This window comes from Psychrobacter phenylpyruvicus DSM 7000 = NBRC 102152 (assembly GCF_000685805.1).
In the GTDB taxonomy this organism is placed as follows: Bacteria; Pseudomonadota; Gammaproteobacteria; order Pseudomonadales; family Moraxellaceae; genus Psychrobacter; species Psychrobacter phenylpyruvicus.
This window is the reverse complement of record NZ_JMKP01000025.1, coordinates 1-26,785: the sequence shown is the minus strand read 5'-3', so window position 1 is coordinate 26,785 and position 26,785 is coordinate 1. Positions and strand designations below refer to the sequence as shown.

The window sequence follows — 26,785 nt, the reverse complement described above, 5'->3', positions numbered from 1 at the left end:
GTAAAGGGTTTGATGATTTAATCAGACTACTTTGTTAAACAGACTATTATTTAAAATCTGCAAGCTACAAAAAAACCCCGCTAAATTAATAGCGGGGTTTTTGTTTTCTATCTAGATTAACTAGCTATTTATTAAAAGATTAGCGGTTAATTAGATTTTACCTACTAGGTCTAGGCTTGGCTTAAGTGTTTCTTGACCTTGTTCCCAAGCGGCTGGACATACTTCACCGTCGTTTTCACGAACGTACTGAGCTGCTTTTACTTTACGAACTAGATCTTTTGCGCTACGGCCGATACCGCCAGCATGGATTTCAGCAACTTGGATTTTGCCGTCTGGATCTACTACGAAAGTACCACGCTCAGCTAGACCTTCTTCTTCGATCATTACGTTGAAGCCACGAGTGATACGGCCAGTTGGGTCACCGATCATTGGGAAAGTTACTTTACCAATAGCTTCTGAAGAATCGTGCCATGCTTTGTGTGTAAAGTGAGTGTCAGTTGATACTGAGTATACTTCTACACCTAGACCTTTAAGCTCTTCGTACTGAGCTGCCATGTCTTCTAGTTCAGTTGGGCAAACGAATGTGAAGTCTGCTGGGTAGAACATGAAGATGGCCCATTTGCCTTTTACGTCTTCTGAAGTGATGGTTTTGAATTCACCGTTTACGAACGCTTCAGCTGAAAACTCAGGGATTTCTTGATTAATAATTGACGCCATTTTTTGGCTCCTTTTTTATTGGTGGGTTTAAGAAAATGCTTGTTGTTTAATTATTAAACAATTATTTTTAAAAATAAACTTTAGCTCTTAACGAAGCTTAAGCTATCATACCGCCGTTACATTACTATGACGTTGGTAATTATGGTAAGTAGTGGTTATTTTATGTAGCCTGTAGTTGAAATATTTAATAAAAGAACCATATTCATATACTGGCTAACCCCCTACCTACAACACTTTTAGCTTGGCTCCTTGCTATCTACAACTGTTAGTATAGCAAACACCCACAATTAATCTAATTTAAAGATTATAACTTGATGTTTTATTTAATAAAACATAGACCAAGCTCTTTACGACCTGTTATTATTATAAATAGAGCTAGATTAGCTATAAATTAACATAGAAAAATATATCGCATATAAGCTAGATAGTAGCTAAATAAATACTTTTACTAACTGTAAGCCGCCGATTTAGATTTATATAAAACAAAAGAGATTTCTCATGATTACTTTAAGACAACTAGAATTTGCATTAGCCGTCGCCAAACATCGCCATTTCAAAAGAGCGGCAGAAGAATGTAATATCTCACAATCAGCTTTAAGCTTAGGTATTGCTGAGCTAGAAAAACAACTCGATACTCAGATTTTTGAGCGTAATAACAAGCAGGTGCTGATAACGCCTATTGGGGAAGAGATTCTAGTTCGTGCTCAGCGTGTCTTCTCAGAAATCAATGACTTAACCACTCGGGCCCAAAGCCATCAGACCCCACTTGCTTATCCGATGACTGTGGGCATGATCCCAACTATTGCTCCTTATTTGTTACCCAAAGTATTACCTGAGTTAAAAGCCCAGTACCCAAATTTCCGGATGACGGTCGTGGAACAGCAGACCGAACGCCTACTTGAGCAGGTACGTTATGGTCATATTGATACCGCCATTATTGCGCTGCCTTATGCGGTAGATGGGCTGCATACTTTTGAATTTTGGCAAGAAGACTTCTTCGCTATTTTCCCAACAGATAATCCTTTGGCCAAGCTTGAAACCATATCATCAGATCAGCTTGGTAAAGCCAATCTTATGCTGCTAGGTGAAGGTCATTGTTTAACGGATCAGGCCTTAACGGTTTGCTCCTTCGACCGTGATGAATTTAAGTCCAACTTCTCAGAGGCTAGCCTCAACACCTTAATTCAAATGGCTTTGGCTGGCATGGGAACCACTTTAATTCCAGAAATGGCTTTAGAACAAGTGCACCGTCAAAATAATGAGGTAGCTACCATTCCGCTGACTGAAAAAGGGCCACACCGCCGCATTGCTTTTGTTACCCGCTTAAATTATGCACGTGTTGATGATGTCAATTTATTAGGTAATATTTTTAAAGCTGCTCTTGAAGCAGATAAGCAGAACTATGAATCAGATGCATAAGCATAAACAAAGCTACTTGTTATTTGCTACCTGTTAAATTGCCGAAGCATATAAAAAGCCCCTCTAATAATCCTTAGAGGGGCTTTTTACTGCAATTTTTATTATATAACTACTGTTTTAATTTTAATTATAGAAAGGCTTAATCTACTTCGCCTGACTTGCCTGCCAGCCTATCATGCCAGCGTTTGTAATCTGGCATTGCACGTTTTACTTCCTGCCAAAAGGCTGCACTGTGATTGGCATGGTGTAAATGACACAGCTCATGCACTATCACATACTCGGTACACTCAATGGGAAAAGCTGGCAAATAAACCGACAGCCATACTCGCTTAGCCCGAGTATTGCAGCTGCCCCATCGGGTGGTCATCTTTTTTATACGGGTCTCAGTGGCATAAGCACCGACTATAGGCTGCCATTTGGCAAATAAACCAGGCATGACTTGCTGCAGCTCACGGCGATACCAATCTATTCGCTGCGCCTCACCCATGATTAATCCCTGCGGCTTACCCCAAAGTTTAACCGGCTGTAAAGCATTGTCTGATTTAGAGCCTTGAGAGTGTATATTTTGTTGCTGTTGACGCTTTAATAACTGCGCATGCTGATTAATGGCCCAATCGAGACGCTTACTTAGCGCCATGATTAAATCTTTGTCACTGGCATAATAGGGAGCGGAAACCGAAAGCTGATAAGGCTTAAGACGGAAGTTAATATTCTTAACCCGCTTACGCGTTATCTTCAGCTCTATCTGCGCCTCATTCAGTAGGGACTCAATCGCAGAGTATAAGCTCGCTGTCGACTGGGTTGGTACTCTCTTATGGAACATAGCTCTGTTAACTATCCTGCTCGCATCATGCGGTATTTGTTATTCAGCATTCATCACTTAGCACTCATTACTCAACATTTATTACTTAGCACTCATTACTCAACATTTATTACTTAGCATGGTTATGCAGCTAAACCTTAGCTTAAACCTGTCATAAAGTATTATTAAGCTTCTACAACATTCAGATGATTGTCAAAAGCATAGGGCTGCTGCACCTTATCTACCTTAACAGAATATGAAGGATGAGAGCCACTAACTTTAAGCGTGGTTAGATTGCCCTGCCCGTCACTGACTAAAAAGACGGGCTGTGTGACTGACTCCTTGTCTATTAAATCTAATTTTAAACCTGAGTTAGGATAAGTAGCTACGCCTGCACAATCTGCTAACTCAACTACTTCAACCAACTCCTTTGTACTTAGGTCAAACACAGCGGCACAGCCCCCAATAGGACTGGTAACACAGACTAAGTTATGAGTACAATCCAGCCCCACACTAGCAATATAATGATGGAATAAGTGCCAATTATGGCCCTGAGAGTTTACCATTTTTAAGGCTGTAAAGGCTTCTTCTCCCAAACGATGGGTTAGCACCAGTGGCACACTCAAATGACGCTCGCCTTGAAACTGAATACCAATAACCACTGTGCCATTTTCATGCATTGCTAAATGGCGCACACTCATCTGATTGTGCTCAGGAAATACCTGCTGAATTAGTCTGCCGTTACGGCGATCTAAGTAAACTAAAGAAGGCTGCATAGTGTCGATATTCAGCTCCTCACGGGAAGCTCTTTCGGTCTTAATTCCCCCGTTAGCAATGACTAGGGTCTCACCGTTGGGATGCATAACGATCTCATGAGGACCAATACCTTGAGTAGAGAATTCTGCTATTTTTTTATAACCTGAAACCACTTCATAGATGCCAATCAGCCCACCAAAATCCAAGGTATTATTTTCGGTCACATACAACAAGTCACCTTCAAGACTATAACAAGCATGACCATAAAAATGTCGGTTAGGCTCTGCCTTTATACTGTGTAATAAGTCGCCACTGTGAGCGTCTAAAATCCAAAAATGCTCACTAGGACGTCGCCCCATGACAGCCACATGGGTATCTGTGTTGAGACCATTGTCTTCACGATGAGTGAGGCTATGCGGCTGAATCAAAATATCGTGTACCCGCTCCGGCATCGGTGTTTGCCAGCAAATTTGACGGTCACGATCAATACCAACGACAGCAAACTCATTGGCCTTTAAGTCGGCTACCCCACTAACCCAATTTACGGTCGTTATTAGATTTTGGGTCTTGGTATCCTTTGCAGCTGTTGTCTGCTGCTTAACAAGCGTGCCTAACTGTGGCCAACTCCTTAATCGCTGTTTATTATTGGCACCAATCTTAGTAATAGCTTGACCAAGCCCATACACATAATCACTTAGGCGGGCATTGGCATCATACTGCTTACGTCCTAAATGATGTGCTCCCACCAAGGCAGCGGTGCCTAAAGCGGTTAACCCTAAAGTTTTGGCTGTATCATATATCCCCGACTTTAATGATCTCATTGATGTCGTCTCAGATAAGCTAGCTATTGGCTTATGATTGGAACCAAGCATTTAGTCGCCGTCCGTACTATTAAAGCCCACTTGAACCCCAAGCGTCGGCATTAACTGGTGTTTAATTATTTGTGTCAGCTGGGTCAATTTTTCATAAAGCGACTTTTGTTGCTCTGGTGTGGCTTGAGCCAAATCTTGCGGCAATTGTGCTAGTAACGTTGAGGTTTCCGCCAGTAAAGTCGACATCTCATCTGCTACAGTATCATTGCCACTTTCAGATAAAATAGCTACCAAAGCTGGATCGGTCAACGCCTTATTTAAGGCAGCAACTTTTGCAGTAATTATGTCACGGCTATGTCCAGCAGTAGCGGCTGGCAAGTGTCCTTTCTTGTTCCCTGTAATGCCTAATGGCTGGTCTAAAGAAGTACTCTTAGTCGTTTCCACTAACGAAAGTATCGAATTCATCCAGCGATTAAGCCCAGTTTTATTTTCATCTCCCCCAATACCTAACAGCTTCTCAGGAGAGTTCTCCCAAGCTTGCTCAACCTGAGTCAACCGTTCACTTAGAGCCTGACTGGCGCTTATGACATATTGACACTGCTCAGCAGTTAAGCTGTCATTGCTAAAAAGCACCTCTTCTAAGCCGGGTATGCCTTGAACAATAGCGCTTTCAGAAGAAAGCTGCTCGGCTGTAAGCTTCGGATTGGCTTCGATTAAATCGATAACACCTTGATGTACCAAACCACGCTCATCAGGATAATAATTGATGTATAAGTTACTCATACTGCCCATGGCCGGGCCAAAGCCAACCACTTCCGCTTGCGCCCATGCTTTTGCCAGCTCAAGCCACTGCGTACGTAATGCTTCTAATTCATCATTACTGACAAGACCTCCAGCCTGACAACTCTGAGTGGCGAGTGCCTGCAAGCTAGTGCTTTGCTTAACAGCATTTTGATAGGCGGTTAATATTTGATTGTTAGCCACTTGTGTTAAGTAGCTTTCTGCTGTGGCTGGGGCAATATCAATGGCTTTATTAGCTTGGTTTTTTTGATTGTTAGCACCCGATTGAGCTGAGGATACTTTTGATTCAGTCTCTTGCTTTTCAGCGGTGTCTTTACTGCTGTCATTGGGTTTAGTGCAGCTGATCAAAACACTAGCGCTCAATGCAGACAAGATCATAGCGGCAAGTTGGTGTTTTTTCATAAGGGTCTCTTTGTGGTGAATAGCTGATCTAGCTTTAGATCTTTTTTTGTCAAGATATAAAAAATTAAGTGCACTAGATTGAGTTACAGCGAGTTTAAGAAAGCTTGTAACTCTTCACGGCCTTTTTTATCCAGTTTCAATACTTTTTGTTTTTGTGACTGTGCCTCCCCTCCGTGCCAAAGCACCGCCTCCATTAAGGTACGTGCCCGCCCATCATGTAGGAAGGTGGCCTGCGGATCTACCGTTTGTGCCAAACCAATCCCCCATAGTGCAGGGGTTCTCCACTCATAAGAAGTAGCTAAGAATTCAACTTGTGCCTCTTTACTAGGCAGTTTGCCAGCGATAGTACGGTCTGCTAAATCCTCCCCCATATCATGCAACAATAAATCTGTATAAGGATAGATAACCTGACCGTGCTGCTCTAGGTTATTATCATTGCCCTTAGGAAGCTGATAACGGGGAGTATGGCAGTTTTGACAGCCTATATCATAAAAGCGTTTTTTACCCGCTAACACTACTTTATCATCGGCGTTACGGCGATCAGGAACCGCTAGATTTTGGGTGTAGAACTCAACGAATCTCGCCACTTCATCACTTACTTCAACTGGCGACTTGCCATCGCCCTGATCATCAGCTCCGGTAGGGGTATTTAAACACTCAGGTTGATTTTTGGTACAAGACTCCACAGGTCGAATACGGGAGGTCAGGCCCATATCCTCATTAAAGGCACTCATATTTTGGGTAATAAGACGGGTTTGTCCTGCTTTCCAACCAAATTTTCCTAGTGCTTGCTTACCTGTTTCTGGGTCTATAACCCAATTATATTTACCGCTAATGCCATCCTGGTCCTTATCCTCAATATCCGCTTGACGTTTAATGGCTTGCTCTGGAATATATTCTAGCAGGCCCAATCCGATCATGGGTAGAGCCACTCGAGGAGATATCATTAGCTCTGGATCAAAAGGTCCGTAGCCTGGATTTTCTAGCTGAAAATTAGGACGACGTAAATTGATTACATGACCATCTTCAAAGGTTACCGGCACTTGCGTCCAAGTCACTTTAATTCTGGCTTCAGCGGGCACCCCTTGTATCCCTCTATCTTGTAGTTGCCCTCCATAGACAGGATGTGCGACCTTCTCCATTTGCGACTGACTTAAAGCTTTACGCTGCTCTTCGGTCGCCGCTGGCATCGCCAATCGAATCAGCAGGCTATCTGCATCGTCTTCAGCGTGCAAAGGAGCGTGTCCTCGGCCATCCTTGATATGACAAGACTGACAAGCCGCAACATTAAACAAAGCTCCTAATCCATCTCTACTATCAGTGCTAGCAGGAGCAACGACCCACGGCTGTTTAAAAAAGGCATTACCAATAAAGAAACTGCCTTTTCGAGACGCAGAAATATTAGAGGCAGGCTTTGAGTAACTCTCACTGGAGGTAATTGCAATACCAGTCTCTCCCCCTTGCTTAATCTCTTGAGGGTCAAAAGTAATCAGTTGCTTGTAAGGAACTCCTGCTAGATCCTCAATAACTTGAGTTCTAATAGTAGAGTTTTGTGCGTCTTCGACATTTTCTGATGAGTCTTGACACCCACTCAAAGCCAATACCGATAACATGGCTACCGTAGCGAAGGTGCATCTGTTTGGGGAGGGAAAGAACATAGGCGTCAACTTAAGTGGCTTTAGAATAAAAACTTGCAGAGAAACAAGTCGTTTTCCCAATCTTTAAAACTACGAAAGACTGGACTAATAGCTAAGCAGCTTACAAATAAAAAATAAATATAAGCTGCTAAAACAAAAACACGCTGCCAACTTTGTGTCGACACCGTGTCTATTACTAATCAATATTTTTACTATCAATTTTCATGACAGTCAGAGGCTTAAAACTGTGAACCACTATCGGCATCTAGGTTTTCAATACCCAAGCTTTTTGCTGAGTATTCAATGGCATCTGTCAAAGATTTTAAGTCATTAATAGCAGACTCTACCCAGCCTCGGCGCTTATTCTGCTCTTCTGCCGAAATACCATGCTTAGTCGCTTGGCCTACGGTAGCAATCATTTGATCCACTTTAATGCCGTTTTTCTCACCTTGCTCAACGATGGTATTAAAACTATTCTCAACCTTATCAAATTCTGCTTGTAACTTATCAGCAGCTTCTTGATGTCCGGCGTCATTTAAGAAGTGCTTAATCCCATAGCCACCAACTGTATTACCTGCAACTGTTTTATATTCACCTTCAAATAAATTCTGAATACCACGAGCATTGTTGGTATAGCTCAAATGAGTCAGGTCACTAAAGCATTCGTGTTCATCTTCGGTTGAGCCGGTTACGAAAGCCACCTGCATCCGCTCTGATGCCAACTCACCTAAGGCCAGGCTGCCCATTTGATAGAATAACTGGCGTACTGCATTGTCTGAGCTACGAGCCATTAGATCACTGCGCAAAGTGTTTTCTGAATTTGGTTGCCATTCAGCCACCATATCCGTCAAGTCATTGACCAATAGCTGAGTTACAGCTTTTAGATACTGACCGCGCTTAGCACAAACAGCGGCATCAACCGCATTGCCTTCACCACTGGTACAGTTTTTATCTGTCATATAATCCGTAGCAGGGCGATTACCAGCTCCTGCTGCAGTACCATTGGTATCTTGGCCCCATAATAAAAACTCAATAGCATGGTAACCAGTAGTGACGTTAGCTTCACTACCGCCAATTTCATTCATTTCAGCTAACAGCTCAGGGGTAATATTCTTGGTATCTTGTTGAAGACTGCCAACGGTAATACTGTCTGAATTAATAATATTGTCTTTACTGTTATATTCTCCAGCATAGCCTTCAGAGACATAGTCAATTAAAGCCTCATCCAGTGGCCAAGCGTTTACCTGTCCTTCCCAGCCATCGACACTACCTAAAGCCCGCTTATCATTGGCGGTCACAAACCCTTCATCAAATCGAAAAATTTCTGTTTGTGAATACGGTTGACGAGCCACTTTATAAGCAGCTCTAGCCGCTTCTAAATTGGCCTGCGTTGGCTCTGCCAAAAATACATCTACAGCTTGTTGCAACTTTTTGGCTTCTGCTAAAGAGTCCTCGTAGGTTGCCTGTGCTATATCTGCATAGTTGGTAAGTAATTGGTTAATAGAATCTTCCGATGCTTTTATTGTTGCATCATTTGCTTGCTGCTGATCGTCTGTGGCCACTTCATTGCTATTTTGAGCGGTATCTTGTTTTTCTTTTGAACATCCTGATAAGGCTAGCGTCGCTATAAATGCTGATATCAAAACCGTGTTTAATTTGGGTCTAATCGAGAGGCGAGTCTTTGCTGAAGCCATAAGGTTTTCTCAGAGTTGTCTGGTTAGAATTAAGCTAATAACTAGCTGTTGAAAATAATTATAGTAGTATTGATAACCATTATCAATAAAAAATTAACACAATATTTCTTCCACATTAGATATTTATACCCTTCCCCTACTAGCTTTCCTAACGGTCATTAAAAAACAGACAAAAAAATAAGCCGACACTAGGTCGGCTTATCTTGTTGGCTATGTTAAATCCATAGCCATAATGCTAGAAGCTAATTATCAATATAATTAGTGCTTAATCAATAATTATCTTAAATCAGCAATTATCTTAAGTTTTGTGGCGCATTCAATTTAATTTCAACGCGGCGGTTTTGCATTCTGCCTTGTTCAGTGCTGTTGTCAGCAATAGGTTGGCTCTGACCATAACCTAAAGTTTGGATACGGTAGCTAGAAACACCACGATTTACTAGATAACCAGCTACTGACTGAGCACGGCGCTGTGACAAGCCTTGGTTATAAGTTGGGTTACCAACGCTATCAGTGTGACCCATTACAGTAACTGTAGTTTGGTCATACTGATTCATAGTAGAAGCCAGCTTGTCTAGCGTATTGTAGAAAGATGGATTGATGCTAGTGCTGTCATGAGCAAAAGTAATGTTACCAGGCATAATTAAGTCAATGTTACCTTGACCATCATGCTTGACTTCTACCCCAGTACCTGCCATTTCTCTTTCAAGCTGTCTTTGTTGGTTTTCCATGTAAGTACCGATAGCACCACCTAGAACTGCACCAATTGCAGCATCACGGCCTGTTTTGCTACCACCAGTAACTTTAGAGATACCAGCACCTGCCGCAGCACCACCTAAAGCACCTAGAGCGCCTTTATGAACAGTCTGTTGACCGGTTACAGGATCAGTAGCACAACCTGCTAAAGCTAGAGATGAAGCTAGTGCAGCAATCATTAATTTATTATTCATATTCAATCCTTAAAATTTAATTTGTTAATTGGCTATTTGCTAAATCTATCTACTGATAGAAAGTCCGTTGTTACCAATTATATCCTAACCTAACTTAGAGACCTTAAGATCTGAGAACTCTGACTCATGATAGTATCTATATTTAGGGTAAGCCTTCAGAGAAGCAATAAAATTGGTTGGATAATTGTATAACTTTCATTATAAGTAGAAAGATTTACTTAATAAAGTTAGCAAATGTTTCATAAGATATTATGCCGTTTTCTACCTTATACTATGTAATATTTTGTGGTTTTGATGTATGACATCTATACACTATATAACATAACGCTACTACCGTATAACGGCATTATAAAGATATTTTCTATGTTGTATTGAGGCCACTTTCAATCAGTCATAAATAAAAGAACCAATAAATAAATTCATTAATAAATATTTATTACTCGCTTATTAGCATTGAGTTTTATTTTTGGTTCGGTATTTGCCTTAGAAATATACAGGGTTATTGGGACTTTCTTACCCCTGTTCGGTAATGAATCCACTTTATGTTAGCAAAGACCATTGTTATCAGGGTCAAGCGTGGTTTACAATCGTAAACTGTATTTGCTAGAAATTTAATGCTATTTCATATATCCATTTGCTTTAAAGCCATGAGTACCACTATGCTTAGCTTATTTATTAACTTAAGCCTATACAGGTAATCTGGGTGAGTGAGCTATCGTCCATTATGCTTTTGAACAATCTACACGGTCTTTTTTATGAAAAACAAAATAAAAAATATATATCAAAACCTGCATAACAAAGCGCCTATTGTCGGTAAAGCTGCATCTTTTGCTACTGCAGCTGGGGTAATTGGCACCAACACCCTAACTTATGGTATCCCTTTATGGTTGCTTGGCGCTACCAAAGTAGCGACCGGGTCTAGCGTTGCTGATGAAAACGTCATCAGAATTACCAAACATTGGATTAAAACCAATAACTTACTTATAGATAATATTCTGCCTGAACGAGACTGGCGTATCGAACTGCCTGATGATCTCGAAGAAGATAAACAATATCTGTTAATCAGCAATCACTTGTCTTGGGTCGATACTAGTATCGTGCAATATATCAGCCAAGATCGCCTGCCACTGACCCGCTTTTTCACTAAATACAATCTGATTTATATTCCCTTTATTGGTCAAGCTTTCTACTTCTTAGACTTCCCTATGATGAAGCGCCATTCTAAAGCAGAAATTGCCAAAAACCCTAGACTAAAAGATAGAGACATATTGGAGGCTAAGCGAGCTTGCGAACTGCTTAAGGACAAACCTTTTGCTTTGCTCAACTACTTAGAAGGCACGCGCTTTACGCCCAAAAAGCGTGACGCTCAAAACTCCCCTTATAAAAACCTATTAAAGCCAAAAGCTGGTGGTATCTCATTGGCCATTCAAGCTTTAGGGCCTCAAATCGACGGCATCTTGGACATGACCATCGTCTATCCAGATGGCAGTCCATCTTATACTGACTTATGGAAAGGCAATGTCAAACGCTTAGGGGTACATGTGCAGCGTATTGATATCCCGCAAGAGCTATTTACCGCTATTGAAGAGGGTGACTACAATAATGATGAGGCAATGAAGCAAACTATGTATGCTTGGTTGGATGAAATTTGGAAAAATAAGGATGAGCAAATCTCACGCATCAAAGCCGATTTCGAAAACTCGCCTAAATCTTTATAGACTCAATTATTTATAATGATTTATAGCTTTGCAATCTTGGTTTGATAAACTGTGTTCAACCCTTACTCATTATCTACTAAAGGCTTACGGCCCTTTTAATCTACAGGCATAGCAGCAGATGACAGACCCGGACAATACCAATAGCAACGCACTCACAGGCAGCTCTGATAGTAACCCTAACAATAATCAAGGCCAACCAGACAACCCTTTGAGAAGCAAAACTGCGGCAAAATTGGCGTTGTGGTATGACATGATAATGCTGCTAGTCATCGTGATTGACCTAAGCCTCATCAGCCTTGATTTACTATTAATGAGTAAGTTCATAGGCCAAGTGGCTGAATGGCTGAACCTGTCACAGCACGTACAATTTTATGCAGAAAACATTCATCACCCTCTACGGGTAATGGGCGGCTTCTTTACTATATTCTTGATTGCAGAACTGGTACTGCGTTGGTGCTTATCAATATTAGGCCAGCGCTACAGCCGATGGTTCTTCTTCCCTTTCGCCCATTGGTATGAAGTGCTGGGCTGTTTTCCACAGTTTCGCGCCTTAAGATTATTACGGGCATTTTTTATTGGGCGTAAGCTGTATCAGCTGGGCTATCAAGTTCTGCCTCAAAAATGGATCGAGCGTGGCAAGTTTTATTACGACCTGATATTTGAAGAGTTGTCGGACCGCGTTATTTTGACCGCCACAGATAACTTGCGTCAACAGTTCGCCGATGAGCAGGCCAATCAGCGTTTTATTGATGAAACTTTTAATAAAAATCGCCCGCAAATTCAAGCTATGTTATCGTCTATACTAAAACAAGAGCTTGGACCCCAGCTTAGGCAGATGGCACAAAGCCAAGCTACGCATGAGTTATCAATACAGGTCGGAGTCGCCGTTCAAGAAGCCCTAAACCACACGCCTGAATTAAGACGCTATCTTCGCATGATTCCCATAGCAGGAGGCCTAATTGAAAGCCAATTACATAGCATTAGCCAAAATATCGGTGAGAATATCACCCAAACCTTATTTTCACACCTAACTCAAAGTCACATTACAGATGCCATCATGGATGAGGTCGCAAAGGCAGTGGCCAATATCGACTTACAAAATCCAGAGCTAGATGCCTTCGTGAACAGTATAATAGAGGATGCTCTGAGCGCCTTTGAAAACCAAGTCAAAGTTCAACAGTGGAAACACCAAGAGTACTTGCATCTATAGCGTATTATTATAATAATCAATACTAACAACACCACCATAAAAAAACTTACTAATCACTCCTGTATTAGACTCACAACTTATTAAAAACTTTGCTATTTTTTCTTTAAGGATTTGTTATGACAGCCCCTACAGAGGTTACTCCGTCATTGAAAATGTACGGCAAGATGCTGACCTTCACTCGCATCAAGCTTGAAACAGCCGATCTTAGCGAAATTGATGCCTATTTAGCCGCTAACTTAAGCAATAGAAATAGCCAAATTCCAATCATTATTGATAGTGATGTGGAGCAAGACTTGGACGCCTTGGTGGACCTTTTTTGGTCATGGGGACTACAGCCTATCGGGGTGGTCACCGGTATCCTTGACGAAGCAGCCAAATCTTTACGCTTGGCTATCTTCCCTGGAGATGGGAAACGTATTGAGCTGCTCAGACCTGCCAAAAAACAAACGTCTGCCGCTACCACCCCTCAGGCTACGGTTAATGCCACTGTAACTACGGATAATGAAGAAGGCAGTAAAACGGTTAGCCCCGCCCAGGCACAAAGCCCTGTTAATGAAACAGCAGTATCCCCTGACGAGCCAAACTTAGCTGATGCTGAGACCATGACCACGTTATTTTATGATCAAATGCTGCGTTCAGGACAAAGCATTAACCACGTCGGAGGAGATTTGGTATTAACCGATAGTGTCAATAATGGTGCTGAAGCCATTACCGATAATAGCCTGCATATCTATGGACGAGCACAAGGTCGCTTAGTAGCTGGTGCCACAGGCGATAAAGACGCTAGAATTTTCTGTCAACGCTTTAACCCTTCACTAGTCTCTGTTGCAGGCACCTACTGTTTGCATGACAGTATTCCTACAGAGGTGATTGATAAGCCAGTTCAGGTTAGATTTGTGGAAGGTGAAGGCTTAGTATTTGAAATCATAAAAGACAACTAAGCGCTTCATAAATAACCGACACATACAGTTAGATTAAAGTAAGCAGGCGTATTCAGTAAGGAAATAGAAATAAAAACTTGCATTAAATTCACACACATAACCCTGCTTACCCCTTTATAATCAAGCGAATGCTGTTACTTCAATGTTATCTGTGATAATCTAATGACACAAAATTTGACTTTTTTGGCTGAGTTGTGCTGTACAGGCTTCTGCAATATAAGAAGCTGAAGATTTCACCATACAATATAGCCAATTTTATTTTAGTTATGGGCAAATTATCGCCCACTTTCAAATTTATAGGAGTATGCCGTAGTGGCAAAAATCGTTGTAATTACCTCAGGTAAAGGCGGTGTCGGCAAGACGACGACCAGTGCTTCTTTTGCCGCAGGCTTAGCATTACGTGGTTACAAAACAGTGGTCATCGACTTTGATGTGGGTTTGCGTAACCTTGACTTGCTTATGGGCTGTGAAAACCGTATCGTTTATGATTTCGTTGACGTAATCTCAGGAAACGCCCGCTTACAGCAAGCTTTGGTTAAAGACAAACAGTTAGAGAATCTATACATTCTTCCTGCCAGTCAAACCAGAGATAAAGATGCCCTAACTGATGAAGGGGTTGCTGAGGTTATGGAAGAGCTATCAAAGCAATTTGACTACATTATTTGTGACTCGCCAGCGGGTATTGAGCGTGGTGCGCAGCTTGCAATGTATCATGCAGATGAAGCCATCATCGTTACCAACCCTGAAATCTCTTCAGTACGTGACTCTGACCGCATTATTGGCGTGCTACAAAGCCGTACTAAAAAAGTAGAAGAAGGTACTGGCACCGTCCGCGAACACTTGGTTATTAACCGTTATAACCCTGAACGCGCTGCTGCAAAAGAAATGATGGATATCGATACCATTTCTAACGACATTTTGAAAGTTCCTTTACTTGGGGTAGTTCCAGAAAGTAATAGCGTCCTTGAAGCTTCTAACCATGGTGAACCTGTTATTCACTATCAAGATTCAGTAGCTGGTCAGTGCTACGATGATATCGTTGCACGCTTCTTAGGCGAAGAAAGACCGTTACGTCATATTGACGTTAAGAAGAAAAGTTTCTTACAACGCTGGTTTGGGGGTTAAATATGTCTAGAAAAAAAGGATTTTGGAGCAGCTTGTTTGGCACAGAGACTAAAACCTCTGGTAGTGCCAACACAGCTACTGAGCGACTTAAGGTTATTGTCGCCAGTGAAAACCGTTTAAACTCTCGTCTTACCGCTGACCGTATCGAGAAAATGAAGCGTGAAATTCTTGAAGTGGTGAATAAGTACGTCAACGGCGTACAGATTAATGATGTGAATATCAACCACCGTCATGAAGACAACCTTGACGTGTTAGAGATGAACATCAACCTACCTGATGCTAAGTAAGCCTTCGCACCACTTATAATAAAAAAATCGCCAATGGGCGATTTTTTTATGCTTATACTAAGTATCAATAAGTAGCACGTATTAATAAACATAGATGTCTATATAAAAGGCTATTTAATCCGCGACATAATATTGTCTTTTTTGATAAATTGATGCTGTAACGCTCCTAAAATATGTAATGCAGTAAATACCAACAGCATTGGCCAGATCACATCGGTATGCAGGTTATTAAAAAACCTTGCCTGACCTCGGTCAGTAGCCAAGATGCTAGGCAACTGAAACACACCAAACATATCAATAGCTCTTCCCCCATACCATGTCATTAAAATACCAGATAACGGCATAGCAAATAACAATACATACAGTAGTAAATGGGTCAGATGCGACACTGCAGTTTGCCACTTTGGCATAGGTACGCTAGCAGGCGTTGGGCTAATAACACGACTGATTACCCTAGCAATCATCCAGAACAATAGGCTGACCCCAAAGGCCCGGTGTAAATCTAAATAGGTATCCCCTGCTGATGAGCCCTTATGTAGAGTTATCATCCCCCAGACCACAATAAGTAGCAGTACGCTGCCCCAATGGAAAATCTTTACCGCAGAAGACCATTTATTAGGTTTCACGGCTGTCACAGTATTAGAGCGATGGTTATTTGGTGCCATAGACATAACTTACCTATCCACTTTAAATTATTAGAAATAAATAATAGCCCATTATCATAGCAACGAGTCATTACTTTGTGTAAATACTGCCTTTTTATTAAGGCATCAGCTGTGGGAATAAGGGTGATACATAGACAGCCTGTATTAAGTATTAACTGTTCACGAGTGCTTGGCTACCTCAGGCGGAGCGCGGCTATCAATCGATTCAGCCCTATGCATTTGTGCACAGTATGCAAACATAACTAGCAAAACACCTAACTATTATCAACATATACATAGCTATAGCCATTAAGTTTTAATGATAAACTGTTTATTGCTATAACAAGAGCCTGCATATTTGTATTATAAATTAGGGCCTGTTGCTTTTTTAGCATAATTTATTAAGACTGACTACTGTTAGTTGTAGTCGACCCATTTCTCAGTAGATTTATAGTCAGAGCAAGGGGCTGTGTAACAATAGAGATTAAAAGTAACAAACTGTGTATCGTTAAGATAGGCAGGGGTTGGTGAATATAGTTATAATATTGCTTAAAGTAAGCTTGAGTATGGTAGGCCTCTCTACTTTAATAAAGCTATTGCTCACTAGTAGGACTCAATACAGTAACGGACCAGTAAAATAACAATTAAATTACTGGTAACAATTATTAATGACTACCCCACTCATGGCTAAGTTAAGCAGATAAAACCATTTATTAAATAAATTATTGAATATTTTAAGGATTATTATGAGCAAACAAATACTAATAATTGAAGATGATCCAGATTTAGCTGAACTGATTAGTGATTATTTAACGATGAACTATTATGAAGTTCATCATGCTTCCACTGGCCAAGAAGGTCTGGATATCCTGGATGCCAAAGAGCGCGCCATTGACTTGATTATCTTAGACTTAATGCTACCTGACATGGATGGTATGCAAGTCTGTCAGAAGATTCGCGGTAGCAAAAACAGTCAAACTAATAAAGTGCCTATTGTGATGCTAACCGCTAAAGGCGATACTACAGACCGCGTGTTGGGCTTAGAGATGGGTGCCGATGACTATATATCCAAGCCCTTTGAGCCCCGTGAGCTACTGGCACGTATTCGCGCCGTTTTGCGCCGCCATGAGCAGCCAAATCAAGCCGACAGTCAATCAGACAGCTTGACCTTTGGTCGTCTAAGTGTCTTCCCAGACAGCCATGAAGTGACCATTGATGATAAGCCAGTGCGTTTAACCACGCATCAATTCCAATTGTTGCATTACTTCGCTACGCACGCTGGCAAAGTATTAAATCGTGAGCAATTGTGGCAAGCTATGCCTAACGATGACAGCTCAGACAATATTGATCGTGCCATAGATGTACATATTTCTCGTCTAAGAGCTTTAATCGAAGACAACCCTCGCCAACCAAAACGCATTATTACCGTTCGTGGTGTGGGATATCAGTTTGCTACCGACCAAGTATAACGATACGGGCTTACTGCATTAAACACTTAGCGATTCAATTTAATTATCAAGTTGAATCGCTATCTTATTATTAGTAGGCTCAATTTATATTAGACACTTCTATGACTCGTCGTCCTCGATTTAACTTTTCTTCCTCCGTCTTTAGTAAGCTTTTTTTCAGTGTGGTGCTGACTCTGGTGCTGTTTGCTGCTGGCATGGTTACTCTAATGAACCTAGTGCACAACAACTCAGCCGACGCTCGCTGGGAAGTGCTTGCTAAACAAATTGTTAGCCAAATTGATCCCTTTGTGGATGAGCTAGATAATGCCACCACCATGAACGAGCTTCTACAAGCTAGATTTATGTTGGCTGTTATCAAAAAAAGCTTTGATGTCTTTGATGAGTCTCTACAAGCGAAGATGGGGCTTTATGATCGTAATGGCAACTTACTGATTCAAACCGATGACAGTGATTTACCCAAGCAACTTCCAGATGACCCATCACTAATCTCGCGTCTATTGCCGGCGTTTTTTTCTTCAGATCAGGTCAACGTCCAAGCGATGAGTGATCGTGGCTATACTTTATTGTATGAACCACGCAACCCTCCCAAGCGCTCAGAGGTATGGGCAGTATTAAATATCTTCACTGGTACCCTTGCGCTTCTTACCCTTATGTCAATCGTTCTAGGATGGATTGCCCATTCGATGACCTGGCGCATAAACCAGATGAGCAAGCAAATGGCTCAACTGGGTGAAGGTAACTTTAGTGTTCGTGTACCTGCCAAAGGTACCGATGAAATTGCCAGCCTAGCTCGAGGCTTCAACCAAGCAGCGCAGAAGATTGAGCAGCTTATCGATGCCAACAGTTTATTACTGGCCCATGCCTCACATGAACTTCGCACCCCCATTACCCGAATTCGGCTGCAAATTGAGATGATGGAGATGCTAGCCAATGAAATGTCGGAGGAAACTCGAGCTAAATTCCACAAAAGAGCTCAAGCAGTCAATCGTGACTTAACCGGCTTAAATGACTTGGTGGAGAGTATCTTATTGGTCAGTCGCCTCGATGCAGGTCATGCTGCACAGACTAATGAGCGTTTTGATTTTTACGAGCTAATTAGCCAAGAGTGTCAGCACTACCCTGAAGCCACTTTGTACGGCAAACCCTTAATCATTGAGGGTCAGCCTAAGTTATTGATTCACTTAATTCGAAACCTATTAAACAATGCCTTAATTCATGGTGAGCCGCCAATTGAAGTACATCTATATGGCGTGGTTGAACAAGAAGAAGCGTTATATCCGCCTAAGCAGTTATTAGATCAAATTGCAATGGCTAAGTCAGAAGAGCATGCCGACGAGGAGCAGCTTTTAACTTTAGAGGATGGCTCGGCAAATGAGCAAGAAACTGTGACTGAGACTTTTGCTGAGATGGAGCAGGCCCCTGACACGGAGAATGAAACCACTGATTCTATTGGTATAGAAGCTATAGCTCCAAAAGCTGCGGAGCAGTCAGACTTGAGTCAAACACCAGACGCTACTAAGCAAAAGGACAAAAACAACAAAGCAAAAGCCGACTCCTCAAAGCCTAATGATATCGGCTTTACTAAGCGCCTACGTCGACCAAAATCCGAGCCAGTTATTGAGCCTAATTTTGCAGTGCTGGCCGTTATTGACCAAGGCAAGGGCATTCCTTTGGACAAGCGCGATGAGATTTTCAGTCCTTTTGTCCGCTTACAGCAGCAAAGAAAAGGGTCTGGACTAGGATTGTCTTTAGTATCGCAAATTGTTGAGGCTCACAATGGTCGTATCCGTACCGATACCTATAATGGTCGGACCCGCTTTATTGTATTACTGCCCGTCAATGACAAGGTGCCGGTAGAGAAGCCTAGCTTTTCATAAATAACCTAAATAAATGACCTAATAAACAAACTAAGCTGCTGTTAAATTAAAAAACAACTAAGCAAAAAACAGCTGCTTGGCCAGTCTAAAGGTATTGCAGTGGGCTTCTACCACCTCTTCAACATCCTCAGAGTAGCCTCCACCCATCACGACTGCAATGGGGATGTTATTATCTCTGGCTTGACGTAATACAAAGTCGTCGCGTTGTTTACAGCCCTCTGGTGTCAAAGACAGCTTACCCAGCTTATCTGTAGCCAAAACGTCCACTGCCGACTGATAAAATATCAGGTCTGGTTTATGCTCAGCTATTATCTTCGGTAAAGCCGCTCTCAGCTCTGACAGATAGCTCTCATCATCAGTATCATTGGGCAGCTCTATGTCTAAATCAGATACTTGCTTTCGAAATGGATAGTTTTTCTCACCATGCATACTAAACACAAAGACCCTCGGCTCATCCGCCATAATACTGGCATTACCATTGCCTTGATGCACATCCAAATCAACAATGAGTATTCGCTGTGCCTCGCCTCTATTTAATAGCAAATTGCTCGCTATACACACATCATTGAACACACAAAACCCTTCCCCATGATTGGCGAAGGAATGATGGGTACCTCCTGCTACATTCAACGACACTCCGTATTGCTTGGCATACAAGGCGCACTCATAGGTGGCATGAGCGATATATCGCCCCCGCTCGACCAGTTCAGGAGTCATCTCAAAGCCTATGGCTCGACCTTCTTTACGCGATAGGGTCTGAGTCTTTAGCTTCTCCCAATACTCGGCGGTATGCGTGGTTAGAATTTCTTCTTCGCTCAACTTCTTTGGAGCGAAGAAATTAGCTTCATTCAAAGTGCCTTCTTCTATCAATCGCTCCGGTATTAGCCGATACTTCTGCATGGGAAAACGATGCTTTTCTGGGACTTGGTAAAGAAAAATGGGAGAGAATGCGACTTTTAGCATAATACCTTTAACTTATTCCGAATAATTATTTGAGTGGACTATTAACCTTTATTGTCACTGAACCATCCTAGTCGCCAAAAAGAAAGTCCTATCCATCTGAGCCTGATTTAACTGATCCAACAAACTATCTAGTTCAAAATCTTGCGGGTCACTGGCAAGAAGATCACTGAATAAAGGAGCGAATGAGGCCGTCATCGCCATTACCCCTTTTAGTAGGTAGCTAATTACCGTAGGTGGCACAGATCCACCGTTGGCATTAATGATAGGCTCGAGATCTAAAGAGTTCTTAAATCTTATCTCACCATCTCGAATATCAATCTCGACACAGCCCAGCATCATGTCATAGTTAAGCTGAGTAGCCAGTGTCATTCCTGCCTGTAAATGAGATTCAGGCAGCTGAAAGGGCAATACCCCATAGAAGGCCACCAATTGAGTATGCTCATGAACTCGAATAACACAGCCCCATTCTACCTCACCTTTTTCTATCGCTGATTGGGTATCAACTGATGAGTCCGCATCGGTATCAGTAGTATCGTTTGCCGCCCCTTCCTGATAGTAACGCATCGCCATCGAAATATGATGTACATTTCTTTTACTGATACTGCCTTGGTACTTCTGAGTTTGGTTACCAGAGGGCACATCAGCGGGGTCTTGCTCAGGATCGTTAAAATCACTTTCAGCTGTAGGCTCGTGATAATAATAACTAAGGTCACTGGCTTCTAAAAAGTCTAAAATACTATCGGTTATTGGATTTTCAGAGTTTTGTACCGAGGTGGTGCGTAGCTGCATATTGTCTGCTTCATCTAAGTTAGCCCAACTAATGAGCTTTACTGAAGCTGCCTCAGAGGCACTCTCTGATTTCTTTTTTTCTGTACCGTGAGTGGTTGACTGAGCACTGTCAGTCGATGGTTTCAAGTTTTCACCACTTCCAGGCTGTTGTCTTTGGCTTTTATTGAAATTATCAATCTCACGCTTTTGTTGTAGCGGCTGAGGCTGATCGTTATCAACTGGACTGTTAATGGTATATTCTTCAGCAGTTAATAAGTACTTTAGTCGTTGCCAAAAAGACGGTTTTTTTTGTGAGCTCATAATAGGGACAATACGTTAGTTGTGGGCTGAGGTTTGATATACTATGTTATATTAAAACATTAATTATATATGACGGTGAACTGTGCTTATTGCAATAGCTTTAAGGCAAATGCAGGTTCAAGAAACAAATTAATAAAAGCTGCCTTATATTACCCTTTATAAATTAGGTCATTATGCACTCCAACAGCTACCCTAACTCTCAATCCTCCCCTACTACTCCTGCGATATTGTCCTTACAAGACATTACCATTCAGCGGGGGGATTTTCCCTTGTGTGAAAGGGTGGGACTCACCTTATCGAGTGGTGAGATTTGTCATCTTGTGGGTGCCAATGGTACCGGTAAAACTACGCTGCTAATGCAATTAGCAGGACTCTTGCCTTTACTAGAAGGGCAGGTTTTGTATCAAGGTCAGCCTACTTTACCAGTTGCACCGCTATATGTCTCACACCAACTGGGCATTCATCCCAATTTAACGGTAAAACAAAACCTAACCTTTTTACTAAATCTCTATGGCATCCGGCCTTCCGCAGCACAAATTGAGACAGCTTTGGACTGGGTAGATTTATCAGGCTTTGAGAACATGGGCAGTAACCAACTCTCTGCCGGACAAACTCGCCGAGTCACTTTGGCCAGATTATACTTGATGACCACCCAACAAACCCCACTGTGGCTGTTAGACGAGCCTTTTACTGCACTTGATGTCAGTATGGTAGCGCGGCTGCAAAAACGACTACAAGACTTTGCGAACAATGGCGGAGCAGTACTGATGACCAGTCATCAAAGCGTGGAGGTAGCCACTAAATCATTAAACTTATCTGATTATTTGCCGCACTATTCGTCAGAAGAGCTGGATTATATAGAGGGCTTAGATAATTTAGATGACTTAGATGATTTGGATAAAGGGGCTTTAACGGACTATGATGACTCGCAATCTGAGAATAAGGGAGTACTGTAATGACAGCATCCACTCCTAAGCCGTCAGCCAATATAACTGCTCCTATTGGCATAGCTGGTAAAGAGCTTTGGCAGCGAGAATGGCAAGTAAAGCAGCAGGGTGCGGTTCAATGGTTGTATCCGCTGGTTTTATTTTTGGTGATTATTACTCTATTCCCACTGGCTGTGGGCAGTGAACCACAGCTATTACATCGCTTGGGCGTGCCGGCGGTGTGGATAGCGGCTTTATTATCATTGGTGATGGGCGTAGATGGGCTGTTTAAACCGGCAATGGACAATGGTACTTTAGCCCAGCTGGTGGTCTCAAGGACCTCCTTACCCCTTTGGGTACTGATTCGCCTTACCATTCATTGGATATTTAGCAGTGGTTTGGTGGCTTTGCTTAGCTTATTAGCGGTGCCCTTATTTGGTCTATCTTGGGGAGAGGCCGGTGCGCTATTGGCATCAATACTAGTAGGCAGCCCTATGTTATTAATGCTCTCCGCAATAGCTAGTAGCTTAACTCTATCTCTAAAAAATGGGGCGGTATTGGTGCCGTTAATTGCTCTACCGATGCAATTACCTGTGCTTATATTTGCCACTGGTGCAGTAGACTTATATGCTACTGGTCTTAATGGATTGCCTATATTGGCTCTTTTAGCAGCTGGCAGTATTGTTTCTGTACTGGTTATGCCTTGGGCCATCGCCATGACTTTGAAAATGGCTTGGCTTAACTAAGGCCAATATTTGTTATAATAGTCTCGGCTATTACCTACTATTGGTTATAAAATATTTTTGCTTCCACTTTCTGTTATTCACTAAGCGGCTGTTAAGATTAAACGCCATAAGATTTATTAGGCTCAGTTACAAATCCTGAGCCTTTGGTAGTTATTTAATGGGTTGCTCTATTGCTTTACGCAGCCTTATTGTTCCGCGTGCTTTGACATTTATATAAGCACTTTTTTGCTCACACCGTGGCTTACAAGGTCGTTTTATTATGCCAAATGCTAATTCATCACCTCAAACCCCTGGCTTCTTTTCTCGTCTGTGGCAAGGATTTTTGGCCACTGTCGGGACTCGAGAGTTCTTTAGAATTTTCTCTCCTTGGGTTAAGTGGCTTGCTGGTATAGCGATTACTATGATTGCGATAGGCAGTATCTGGGGCCTCGGTTTTGCCCCTCCGGATTATCTGCAAGGTAACAGCTATCGCATTATCTTTATCCATGTGCCAGCCGCTAGTATCGCCTTGTCGATTTATTTCGCCTTGGCAGTATTGGGGGTAATCTTCTTAGTGTGGCGTATCAAGACTGCAAACTTGGTAGCCCAAGCCATTGCACCCATTGGTTTCTTGCTTTGTGTTATCAGCTTATTCACCGGATCTATTTGGGCCAAACCCACCTGGGGGACCTTCTGGGTATGGGACGCTCGTTTAACCTCGATGCTTATCTTGGCATTCTTATACGCGGGAGTAATGGCTTTATTTGCCGCTTTTGAACACACCCCAAACCGAGGAAAGGCTGCAGCCATCTTATCTATTGTCGGTGCTGTAAACCTGCCTATTATTAAATATTCGGTAAACTGGTGGAACACTTTACACCAAGGTACAACTCTGACCATCACCGAGGCCCCTAAGATGTCTATCGATATGTTAGCGCCTTTATTACTGATGATCTTGGGGACTTATTTTATGGTCGGTGCCTTAGCCATATATCGTACTAACACCCTAATCCTACGCCGTGACCAAAACAAAGCTTGGGTCAAAGAGTATGTGCGTACTTCTAAATAGTACCAAGCTCATAGTATCAAGCCAAGCCTCGTCATTAGCCAATAAAGGAGAGCCATTGTGCAACCCTATTTTTATAGCTTCCAAGAATTTATAGCCATGGGCGAACATGGGCCTTATGTGTGGAGTACATGGGGTATTACTGTGCTTGCTATCATCGGCTTTATCCTTTATAGCCTCAATCAACGCCGTCGTCTAATTAAAGAGCTAAAAATCCAACATGCCCGTCAGCAGCAGCGTAAACAAAGAAGCAAACGCAACTAAGCTGCTCAACCAAACTTAGTGAGCTGCTACGCTGTTATTTGCTGGCTTAAATTAATTTACTGGATTTAAGTGACAAGCGTTTTAAACTTTTTATAATGATCTCATTACTTTTTGGGATTTAAAAATCAAAGGCAACTTTATGAATGCTGTGCGTCGTAAAAAACTAATTTGGGTCGCTGCCACTTTGGCAGGTGCCATCATCGCAGTTTTGTTGGTTATCTATGCCATTGGCCAACAAACCGACTATTACTTTGATCCATCCGCTATTGCCGCTGGTGAAGCGCCGCAAAATAAACGCATCCGTGCTGGAGGCATGGTGGTAAAAGACAGTGTGCGTCGTGATCCTAACGATGACTTAAAAGTTCAGTTTGCCATTACTGACTTCAACGCCTCTGTACCCGTCAGCTATCAAGGCATCTTGCCTGACTTATTCGCTGAGAACTCTGGGGTTGTTGCTACCGGAAAAATGCAAGGTGATGTATTTGTGGCCAGTGAAGTTCTTGCTAAGCATGATGAAAACTACATGCCACCTGAAGTGGCGGCCTCGTTAAAAGAAGAGCATGCTGCAAAGGGAGTTACTCCAACCTCAGAGCAGTTTAGTCCCGCCATCCCAGTAAAAAATGCATCTGACCAAGGCAATCATAGTACCAACACTTTAGCTGAGTAAGTGATGACCGCTTGGGACTAAGCAATAATAACGCTATAAAAACAGACATAATAAAACAGGCAGCTTAAATTAAGCTGCCTGTTTTTGTTTTTTACTAGATATAAGTCACTAGCTATTAGATTAAACGGGCATTACGGTTTTCTTAACCAACGCAGCCAAATCTCATGGCCAAAGAAAAACACCAGGGCTAAGAAGAATGGCAATAAATAATATAACAGTCTAAACACCAATAATACTGCCAACAAATAAGTCTTATCTACTGTGGGCAATGATGCCATCATCGTCAACTCAAAGACGCCTAATCCGCCTGGAACATGACTCAAAATTGCCAGTATCATTGACTGAACAAAAGCTGAGAAGACAGTAAAATAACCTATTCCAGCATCATGGGGTAACAATAGATATAGCACAAATGCCACACTTGCCAAGTCAATAATTGAGATGATAATTTGTTTAATAATCATCGCTGCAGGAGGCAAATCAAAGCGCCAACCGCGTATTTGAATATGCCGACCTTGCCTACCCGACCAAACCAGTAAACCTACTACTATAGCCAGTAGACTAATACCAAGGCCACGTATCACTGAGGCACTGTGCAATAGATTTGGGATATCTATCGACAGCTCAGACAACTGCATATCCAGCTGTCCCATCATAGTTACTGTCGCTTCAGGGTGTAAAGTCAACGACAGGGCTACCAAGGTGGTAATACCAAAAGTAAAAGCCATAGATACCAACCAAACCACATTGGCAATGTTCTCCGCCTTTACCTTATTTACCCCATACATTCTAAAGCGCACTCCAGAGGCAGATAAAATAGCCAACCCAATAGTATGCCCAATGGCGTAAGCGGTGAAAGAAGTAAAAGCTACCTTTTTAAAGGGCAAATCAATATGCATGTGCTTCAATGCAATCTTGTCGTATAGGGTCAGAACCAAATATCCAAAGGCTACTACGAGTAAGGCTAAAAAGATATCTACATTAGGAATCTGATCTATGGCTGCCAAAACATCGGATAACTTGATGGTGTGGGTGATGGTATAAAGCGTTTTTATAGCGAGAAGAAATATAAATAGCGCCAACAAAAACAGTGTGCCACGTACCAAAACTACTTTGGGATTGAGGAATTTTTTTAATAGGTTTATAGACATACTGCCACTTAGATTAAAACACTGGGGAATTCATCGAATTTTATATAATATAACCATAGTGTCTATAATAACAGCCTGGACTATTAGTTTGTGTATTTATAATACAAACAACCCCTACATTACTCGATTGAAATGCGAATAACTTCTAGTTTAATAGCTGTAAATACCTTTGAGAAAGTACAGACGAAAAAAAACGAGCCAATGGCTCGTTTTTTTGATTCATTTAAAGTAATGTTTTTAAATTATCATCACTTTAAATCATCATCGCTATTTAGATAGCTGTGATACCGTGGGCTTGTGGGCCTTTAGCACCTTGAGTTACTGTGAACTCAACTTCTTGGCCTTCAGCTAAGGTCTTGAAACCTGAGCTTGCGATTTCGCTGTAATGAGCAAAAACGTCTGGACCAGTTTCTGGAGCAATAAAGCCAAAACCTTTAGCTTCGTTAAACCACTTTACTGTACCTTTGATAGTATCTGACATATTCATCTTCCTAATTTTAAAACATAATGACCTATTTGGTCGGGTAACGCTTGAGCAACTACGGTAAATCTTAAAACGGAGGATTAATGCTAATACTACGAGGTAATGATTTGCTGCGGGTTTCTCTTAAGCAGGAATGTAGTATAGGGACCTTATTACCTTTAAGCAAGCTTTATTTTAAAAAAACTTAAAATA

The 26,785-nt window shown here is 41.9% G+C and carries 25 protein-coding genes; 13 read left to right on the top strand and 12 right to left on the bottom strand.

Annotation, left to right across the window (positions count from 1 at the left end):
• Positions 1-150: 150 nt before the first annotated feature.
• Positions 151-717, bottom strand: a complete 567-nt coding sequence (ahpC, locus tag G561_RS0109910; RefSeq protein ID WP_028859419.1) for an alkyl hydroperoxide reductase subunit C — start codon at positions 715-717, stop codon at positions 151-153.
• A gap of 498 nt (positions 718-1,215) precedes the next feature.
• Here ahpC and G561_RS0109905 point away from each other — a divergent pair, with 498 nt between their 5' ends.
• Entirely contained in the window at positions 1,216-2,136 is a 921-nt protein-coding gene (locus G561_RS0109905; protein ID WP_028859418.1) for a hydrogen peroxide-inducible genes activator, read from the top strand.
• Positions 2,137-2,275: 139 nt separating this feature from the next.
• On the opposite strand, the gene G561_RS0109900 is transcribed toward G561_RS0109905, so the two are convergent.
• From G561_RS0109900 to G561_RS0109875, 6 genes are all read right to left on the bottom strand, one after another.
• Positions 2,276-2,959, bottom strand: coding sequence for a M48 family metallopeptidase (locus G561_RS0109900; protein WP_028859417.1), 684 nt, complete (start codon positions 2,957-2,959; stop codon positions 2,276-2,278).
• 164 nt (positions 2,960-3,123) lie between these two features.
• Positions 3,124-4,515 carry a DUF1513 domain-containing protein gene (locus G561_RS0109895; protein WP_244265443.1) on the bottom strand — a complete coding sequence of 464 codons (1,392 nt, stop codon included), beginning with the start codon at positions 4,513-4,515 and terminating at the stop codon, positions 3,124-3,126.
• 51 nt (positions 4,516-4,566) lie between these two features.
• A complete protein-coding gene (locus tag G561_RS0109890; RefSeq protein ID WP_028859415.1) occupies positions 4,567-5,709 on the bottom strand; it encodes an imelysin family protein in 1,143 nt (380 codons plus the stop codon).
• Positions 5,710-5,792: 83 nt separating this feature from the next.
• The gene (locus G561_RS0109885; protein WP_051584491.1) at positions 5,793-7,367 is read right to left on the bottom strand and encodes a di-heme oxidoreductase family protein; all 1,575 of its coding nucleotides are present in this window, start codon (positions 7,365-7,367) and stop codon (positions 5,793-5,795) included.
• 218 nt (positions 7,368-7,585) lie between these two features.
• Positions 7,586-9,040, bottom strand: a complete 1,455-nt coding sequence (locus G561_RS0109880; protein WP_028859413.1) for an imelysin family protein — start codon at positions 9,038-9,040, stop codon at positions 7,586-7,588.
• Positions 9,041-9,333: 293 nt separating this feature from the next.
• Positions 9,334-9,987, bottom strand: a complete 654-nt coding sequence (locus G561_RS0109875; RefSeq protein WP_028859412.1) for a YiaD family glycine zipper/OmpA-like lipoprotein — start codon at positions 9,985-9,987, stop codon at positions 9,334-9,336.
• A 755-nt stretch (positions 9,988-10,742) separates the two neighbouring features.
• Between G561_RS0109875 and G561_RS0109870 the strand changes: the two genes are divergently transcribed.
• From G561_RS0109870 to minE, 5 genes are all read left to right on the top strand, one after another.
• A complete protein-coding gene (locus G561_RS0109870) occupies positions 10,743-11,705 on the top strand; it encodes an acyltransferase (RefSeq protein WP_028859411.1) in 963 nt (320 codons plus the stop codon).
• A gap of 118 nt (positions 11,706-11,823) precedes the next feature.
• Positions 11,824-12,915 (top strand): hypothetical protein, encoded by a 1,092-nt coding sequence (locus G561_RS0109865; protein WP_028859410.1) that lies wholly within the window; start codon positions 11,824-11,826, stop codon positions 12,913-12,915.
• Positions 12,916-13,031: 116 nt separating this feature from the next.
• Positions 13,032-13,856 carry a septum site-determining protein MinC gene (gene minC, locus G561_RS0109860; RefSeq protein ID WP_028859409.1) on the top strand — a complete coding sequence of 275 codons (825 nt, stop codon included), beginning with the start codon at positions 13,032-13,034 and terminating at the stop codon, positions 13,854-13,856.
• A gap of 312 nt (positions 13,857-14,168) precedes the next feature.
• The gene (gene minD / locus G561_RS0109855) at positions 14,169-14,981 is read left to right on the top strand and encodes a septum site-determining protein MinD (RefSeq protein ID WP_028859408.1); all 813 of its coding nucleotides are present in this window, start codon (positions 14,169-14,171) and stop codon (positions 14,979-14,981) included.
• A gap of 2 nt (positions 14,982-14,983) precedes the next feature.
• Positions 14,984-15,268: a cell division topological specificity factor MinE gene (gene minE / locus G561_RS0109850; RefSeq protein WP_028859407.1), complete on the top strand. Its 285-nt coding sequence runs from the start codon at positions 14,984-14,986 to the stop codon at positions 15,266-15,268.
• A 110-nt stretch (positions 15,269-15,378) separates the two neighbouring features.
• Here the strand turns inward: minE and G561_RS0109845 are convergent, their stop codons facing one another.
• Entirely contained in the window at positions 15,379-15,933 is a 555-nt protein-coding gene (locus tag G561_RS0109845) for a cytochrome b (protein WP_306303914.1), read from the bottom strand.
• A 725-nt stretch (positions 15,934-16,658) separates the two neighbouring features.
• Here G561_RS0109845 and G561_RS0109840 point away from each other — a divergent pair.
• Together G561_RS0109840 and G561_RS0109835 are read left to right on the top strand one after the other, a co-directional pair.
• Positions 16,659-17,381 carry a response regulator transcription factor gene (locus G561_RS0109840; protein WP_028859405.1) on the top strand — a complete coding sequence of 241 codons (723 nt, stop codon included), beginning with the start codon at positions 16,659-16,661 and terminating at the stop codon, positions 17,379-17,381.
• 101 nt (positions 17,382-17,482) lie between these two features.
• The gene (locus G561_RS0109835) at positions 17,483-19,258 is read left to right on the top strand and encodes a sensor histidine kinase (RefSeq protein ID WP_028859404.1); all 1,776 of its coding nucleotides are present in this window, start codon (positions 17,483-17,485) and stop codon (positions 19,256-19,258) included.
• Positions 19,259-19,315: 57 nt separating this feature from the next.
• Here the strand turns inward: G561_RS0109835 and G561_RS0109830 are convergent, their stop codons facing one another.
• Both G561_RS0109830 and G561_RS0109825 read right to left on the bottom strand, forming a co-directional pair.
• Positions 19,316-20,221 (bottom strand): histone deacetylase family protein, encoded by a 906-nt coding sequence (locus tag G561_RS0109830; protein WP_028859403.1) that lies wholly within the window; start codon positions 20,219-20,221, stop codon positions 19,316-19,318.
• A gap of 54 nt (positions 20,222-20,275) precedes the next feature.
• On the bottom strand, positions 20,276-21,310 hold the full coding sequence (locus G561_RS0109825; RefSeq protein WP_028859402.1) for a type III secretion system chaperone family protein: 1,035 nt from the start codon (positions 21,308-21,310) through the stop codon (positions 20,276-20,278).
• 173 nt (positions 21,311-21,483) lie between these two features.
• Between G561_RS0109825 and ccmA the strand changes: the two genes are divergently transcribed.
• From ccmA to ccmE, 5 genes are all read left to right on the top strand, one after another.
• Positions 21,484-22,266: a heme ABC exporter ATP-binding protein CcmA gene (gene ccmA, locus G561_RS14410; RefSeq protein WP_081794438.1), complete on the top strand. Its 783-nt coding sequence runs from the start codon at positions 21,484-21,486 to the stop codon at positions 22,264-22,266.
• Positions 22,266-22,982, top strand: coding sequence for a heme exporter protein CcmB (locus tag G561_RS0109815; protein ID WP_227674070.1), 717 nt, complete (start codon positions 22,266-22,268; stop codon positions 22,980-22,982). Before ccmA ends, G561_RS0109815 begins: the two co-directional genes overlap by 1 nt.
• 259 nt (positions 22,983-23,241) lie before the next feature.
• Positions 23,242-24,030 (top strand): heme ABC transporter permease CcmC, encoded by a 789-nt coding sequence (gene ccmC, locus G561_RS0109810; RefSeq protein ID WP_028859400.1) that lies wholly within the window; start codon positions 23,242-23,244, stop codon positions 24,028-24,030.
• Positions 24,031-24,087: 57 nt separating this feature from the next.
• Positions 24,088-24,291: a heme exporter protein CcmD gene (gene ccmD / locus G561_RS0109805; RefSeq protein ID WP_028859399.1), complete on the top strand. Its 204-nt coding sequence runs from the start codon at positions 24,088-24,090 to the stop codon at positions 24,289-24,291.
• A gap of 139 nt (positions 24,292-24,430) precedes the next feature.
• Positions 24,431-24,958, top strand: a complete 528-nt coding sequence (gene ccmE, locus G561_RS0109800; protein ID WP_028859398.1) for a cytochrome c maturation protein CcmE — start codon at positions 24,431-24,433, stop codon at positions 24,956-24,958.
• 131 nt (positions 24,959-25,089) lie between these two features.
• Here the strand turns inward: ccmE and G561_RS0109795 are convergent, their stop codons facing one another.
• Both G561_RS0109795 and G561_RS0109790 read right to left on the bottom strand, forming a co-directional pair.
• Positions 25,090-26,109 carry a putative bifunctional lysylphosphatidylglycerol flippase/synthetase gene (locus G561_RS0109795; protein WP_028859397.1) on the bottom strand — a complete coding sequence of 340 codons (1,020 nt, stop codon included), beginning with the start codon at positions 26,107-26,109 and terminating at the stop codon, positions 25,090-25,092.
• Between the two features lie 271 nt (positions 26,110-26,380).
• Complete coding sequence (locus tag G561_RS0109790; protein ID WP_011959622.1) at positions 26,381-26,590, bottom strand: cold-shock protein; 210 nt, start codon at positions 26,588-26,590, stop codon at positions 26,381-26,383.
• Between the last annotated feature and the right edge of the window lie 195 nt (positions 26,591-26,785).

Coding starts and splice junctions, on each gene's coding strand:
- ahpC (WP_028859419.1), bottom strand. CDS start 717: ATGGCGTCAATTATTAATCAAGAAATCCCTGAGTTTTCAGCTGAAGCG.
- G561_RS0109905 (WP_028859418.1), top strand. CDS start 1,216: ATGATTACTTTAAGACAACTAGAATTTGCATTAGCCGTCGCCAAACAT.
- G561_RS0109900 (WP_028859417.1), bottom strand. CDS start 2,959: ATGTTCCATAAGAGAGTACCAACCCAGTCGACAGCGAGCTTATACTCT.
- G561_RS0109895 (WP_244265443.1), bottom strand. CDS start 4,515: ATGAGATCATTAAAGTCGGGGATATATGATACAGCCAAAACTTTAGGG.
- G561_RS0109890 (WP_028859415.1), bottom strand. CDS start 5,709: ATGAAAAAACACCAACTTGCCGCTATGATCTTGTCTGCATTGAGCGCT.
- G561_RS0109885 (WP_051584491.1), bottom strand. CDS start 7,367: ATGTTCTTTCCCTCCCCAAACAGATGCACCTTCGCTACGGTAGCCATG.
- G561_RS0109880 (WP_028859413.1), bottom strand. CDS start 9,040: ATGGCTTCAGCAAAGACTCGCCTCTCGATTAGACCCAAATTAAACACG.
- G561_RS0109875 (WP_028859412.1), bottom strand. CDS start 9,987: ATGAATAATAAATTAATGATTGCTGCACTAGCTTCATCTCTAGCTTTA.
- G561_RS0109870 (WP_028859411.1), top strand. CDS start 10,743: ATGAAAAACAAAATAAAAAATATATATCAAAACCTGCATAACAAAGCG.
- G561_RS0109865 (WP_028859410.1), top strand. CDS start 11,824: ATGACAGACCCGGACAATACCAATAGCAACGCACTCACAGGCAGCTCT.
- minC (WP_028859409.1), top strand. CDS start 13,032: ATGACAGCCCCTACAGAGGTTACTCCGTCATTGAAAATGTACGGCAAG.
- minE (WP_028859407.1), top strand. CDS start 14,984: ATGTCTAGAAAAAAAGGATTTTGGAGCAGCTTGTTTGGCACAGAGACT.
- G561_RS0109845 (WP_306303914.1), bottom strand. CDS start 15,933: ATGGCACCAAATAACCATCGCTCTAATACTGTGACAGCCGTGAAACCT.
- G561_RS0109840 (WP_028859405.1), top strand. CDS start 16,659: ATGAGCAAACAAATACTAATAATTGAAGATGATCCAGATTTAGCTGAA.
- G561_RS0109835 (WP_028859404.1), top strand. CDS start 17,483: ATGACTCGTCGTCCTCGATTTAACTTTTCTTCCTCCGTCTTTAGTAAG.
- G561_RS0109830 (WP_028859403.1), bottom strand. CDS start 20,221: ATGCTAAAAGTCGCATTCTCTCCCATTTTTCTTTACCAAGTCCCAGAA.
- G561_RS0109825 (WP_028859402.1), bottom strand. CDS start 21,310: ATGAGCTCACAAAAAAAACCGTCTTTTTGGCAACGACTAAAGTACTTA.
- ccmA (WP_081794438.1), top strand. CDS start 21,484: ATGCACTCCAACAGCTACCCTAACTCTCAATCCTCCCCTACTACTCCT.
- G561_RS0109815 (WP_227674070.1), top strand. CDS start 22,266: ATGACAGCATCCACTCCTAAGCCGTCAGCCAATATAACTGCTCCTATT.
- ccmC (WP_028859400.1), top strand. CDS start 23,242: ATGCCAAATGCTAATTCATCACCTCAAACCCCTGGCTTCTTTTCTCGT.
- ccmE (WP_028859398.1), top strand. CDS start 24,431: ATGAATGCTGTGCGTCGTAAAAAACTAATTTGGGTCGCTGCCACTTTG.
- G561_RS0109795 (WP_028859397.1), bottom strand. CDS start 26,109: ATGTCTATAAACCTATTAAAAAAATTCCTCAATCCCAAAGTAGTTTTG.
- G561_RS0109790 (WP_011959622.1), bottom strand. CDS start 26,590: ATGTCAGATACTATCAAAGGTACAGTAAAGTGGTTTAACGAAGCTAAA.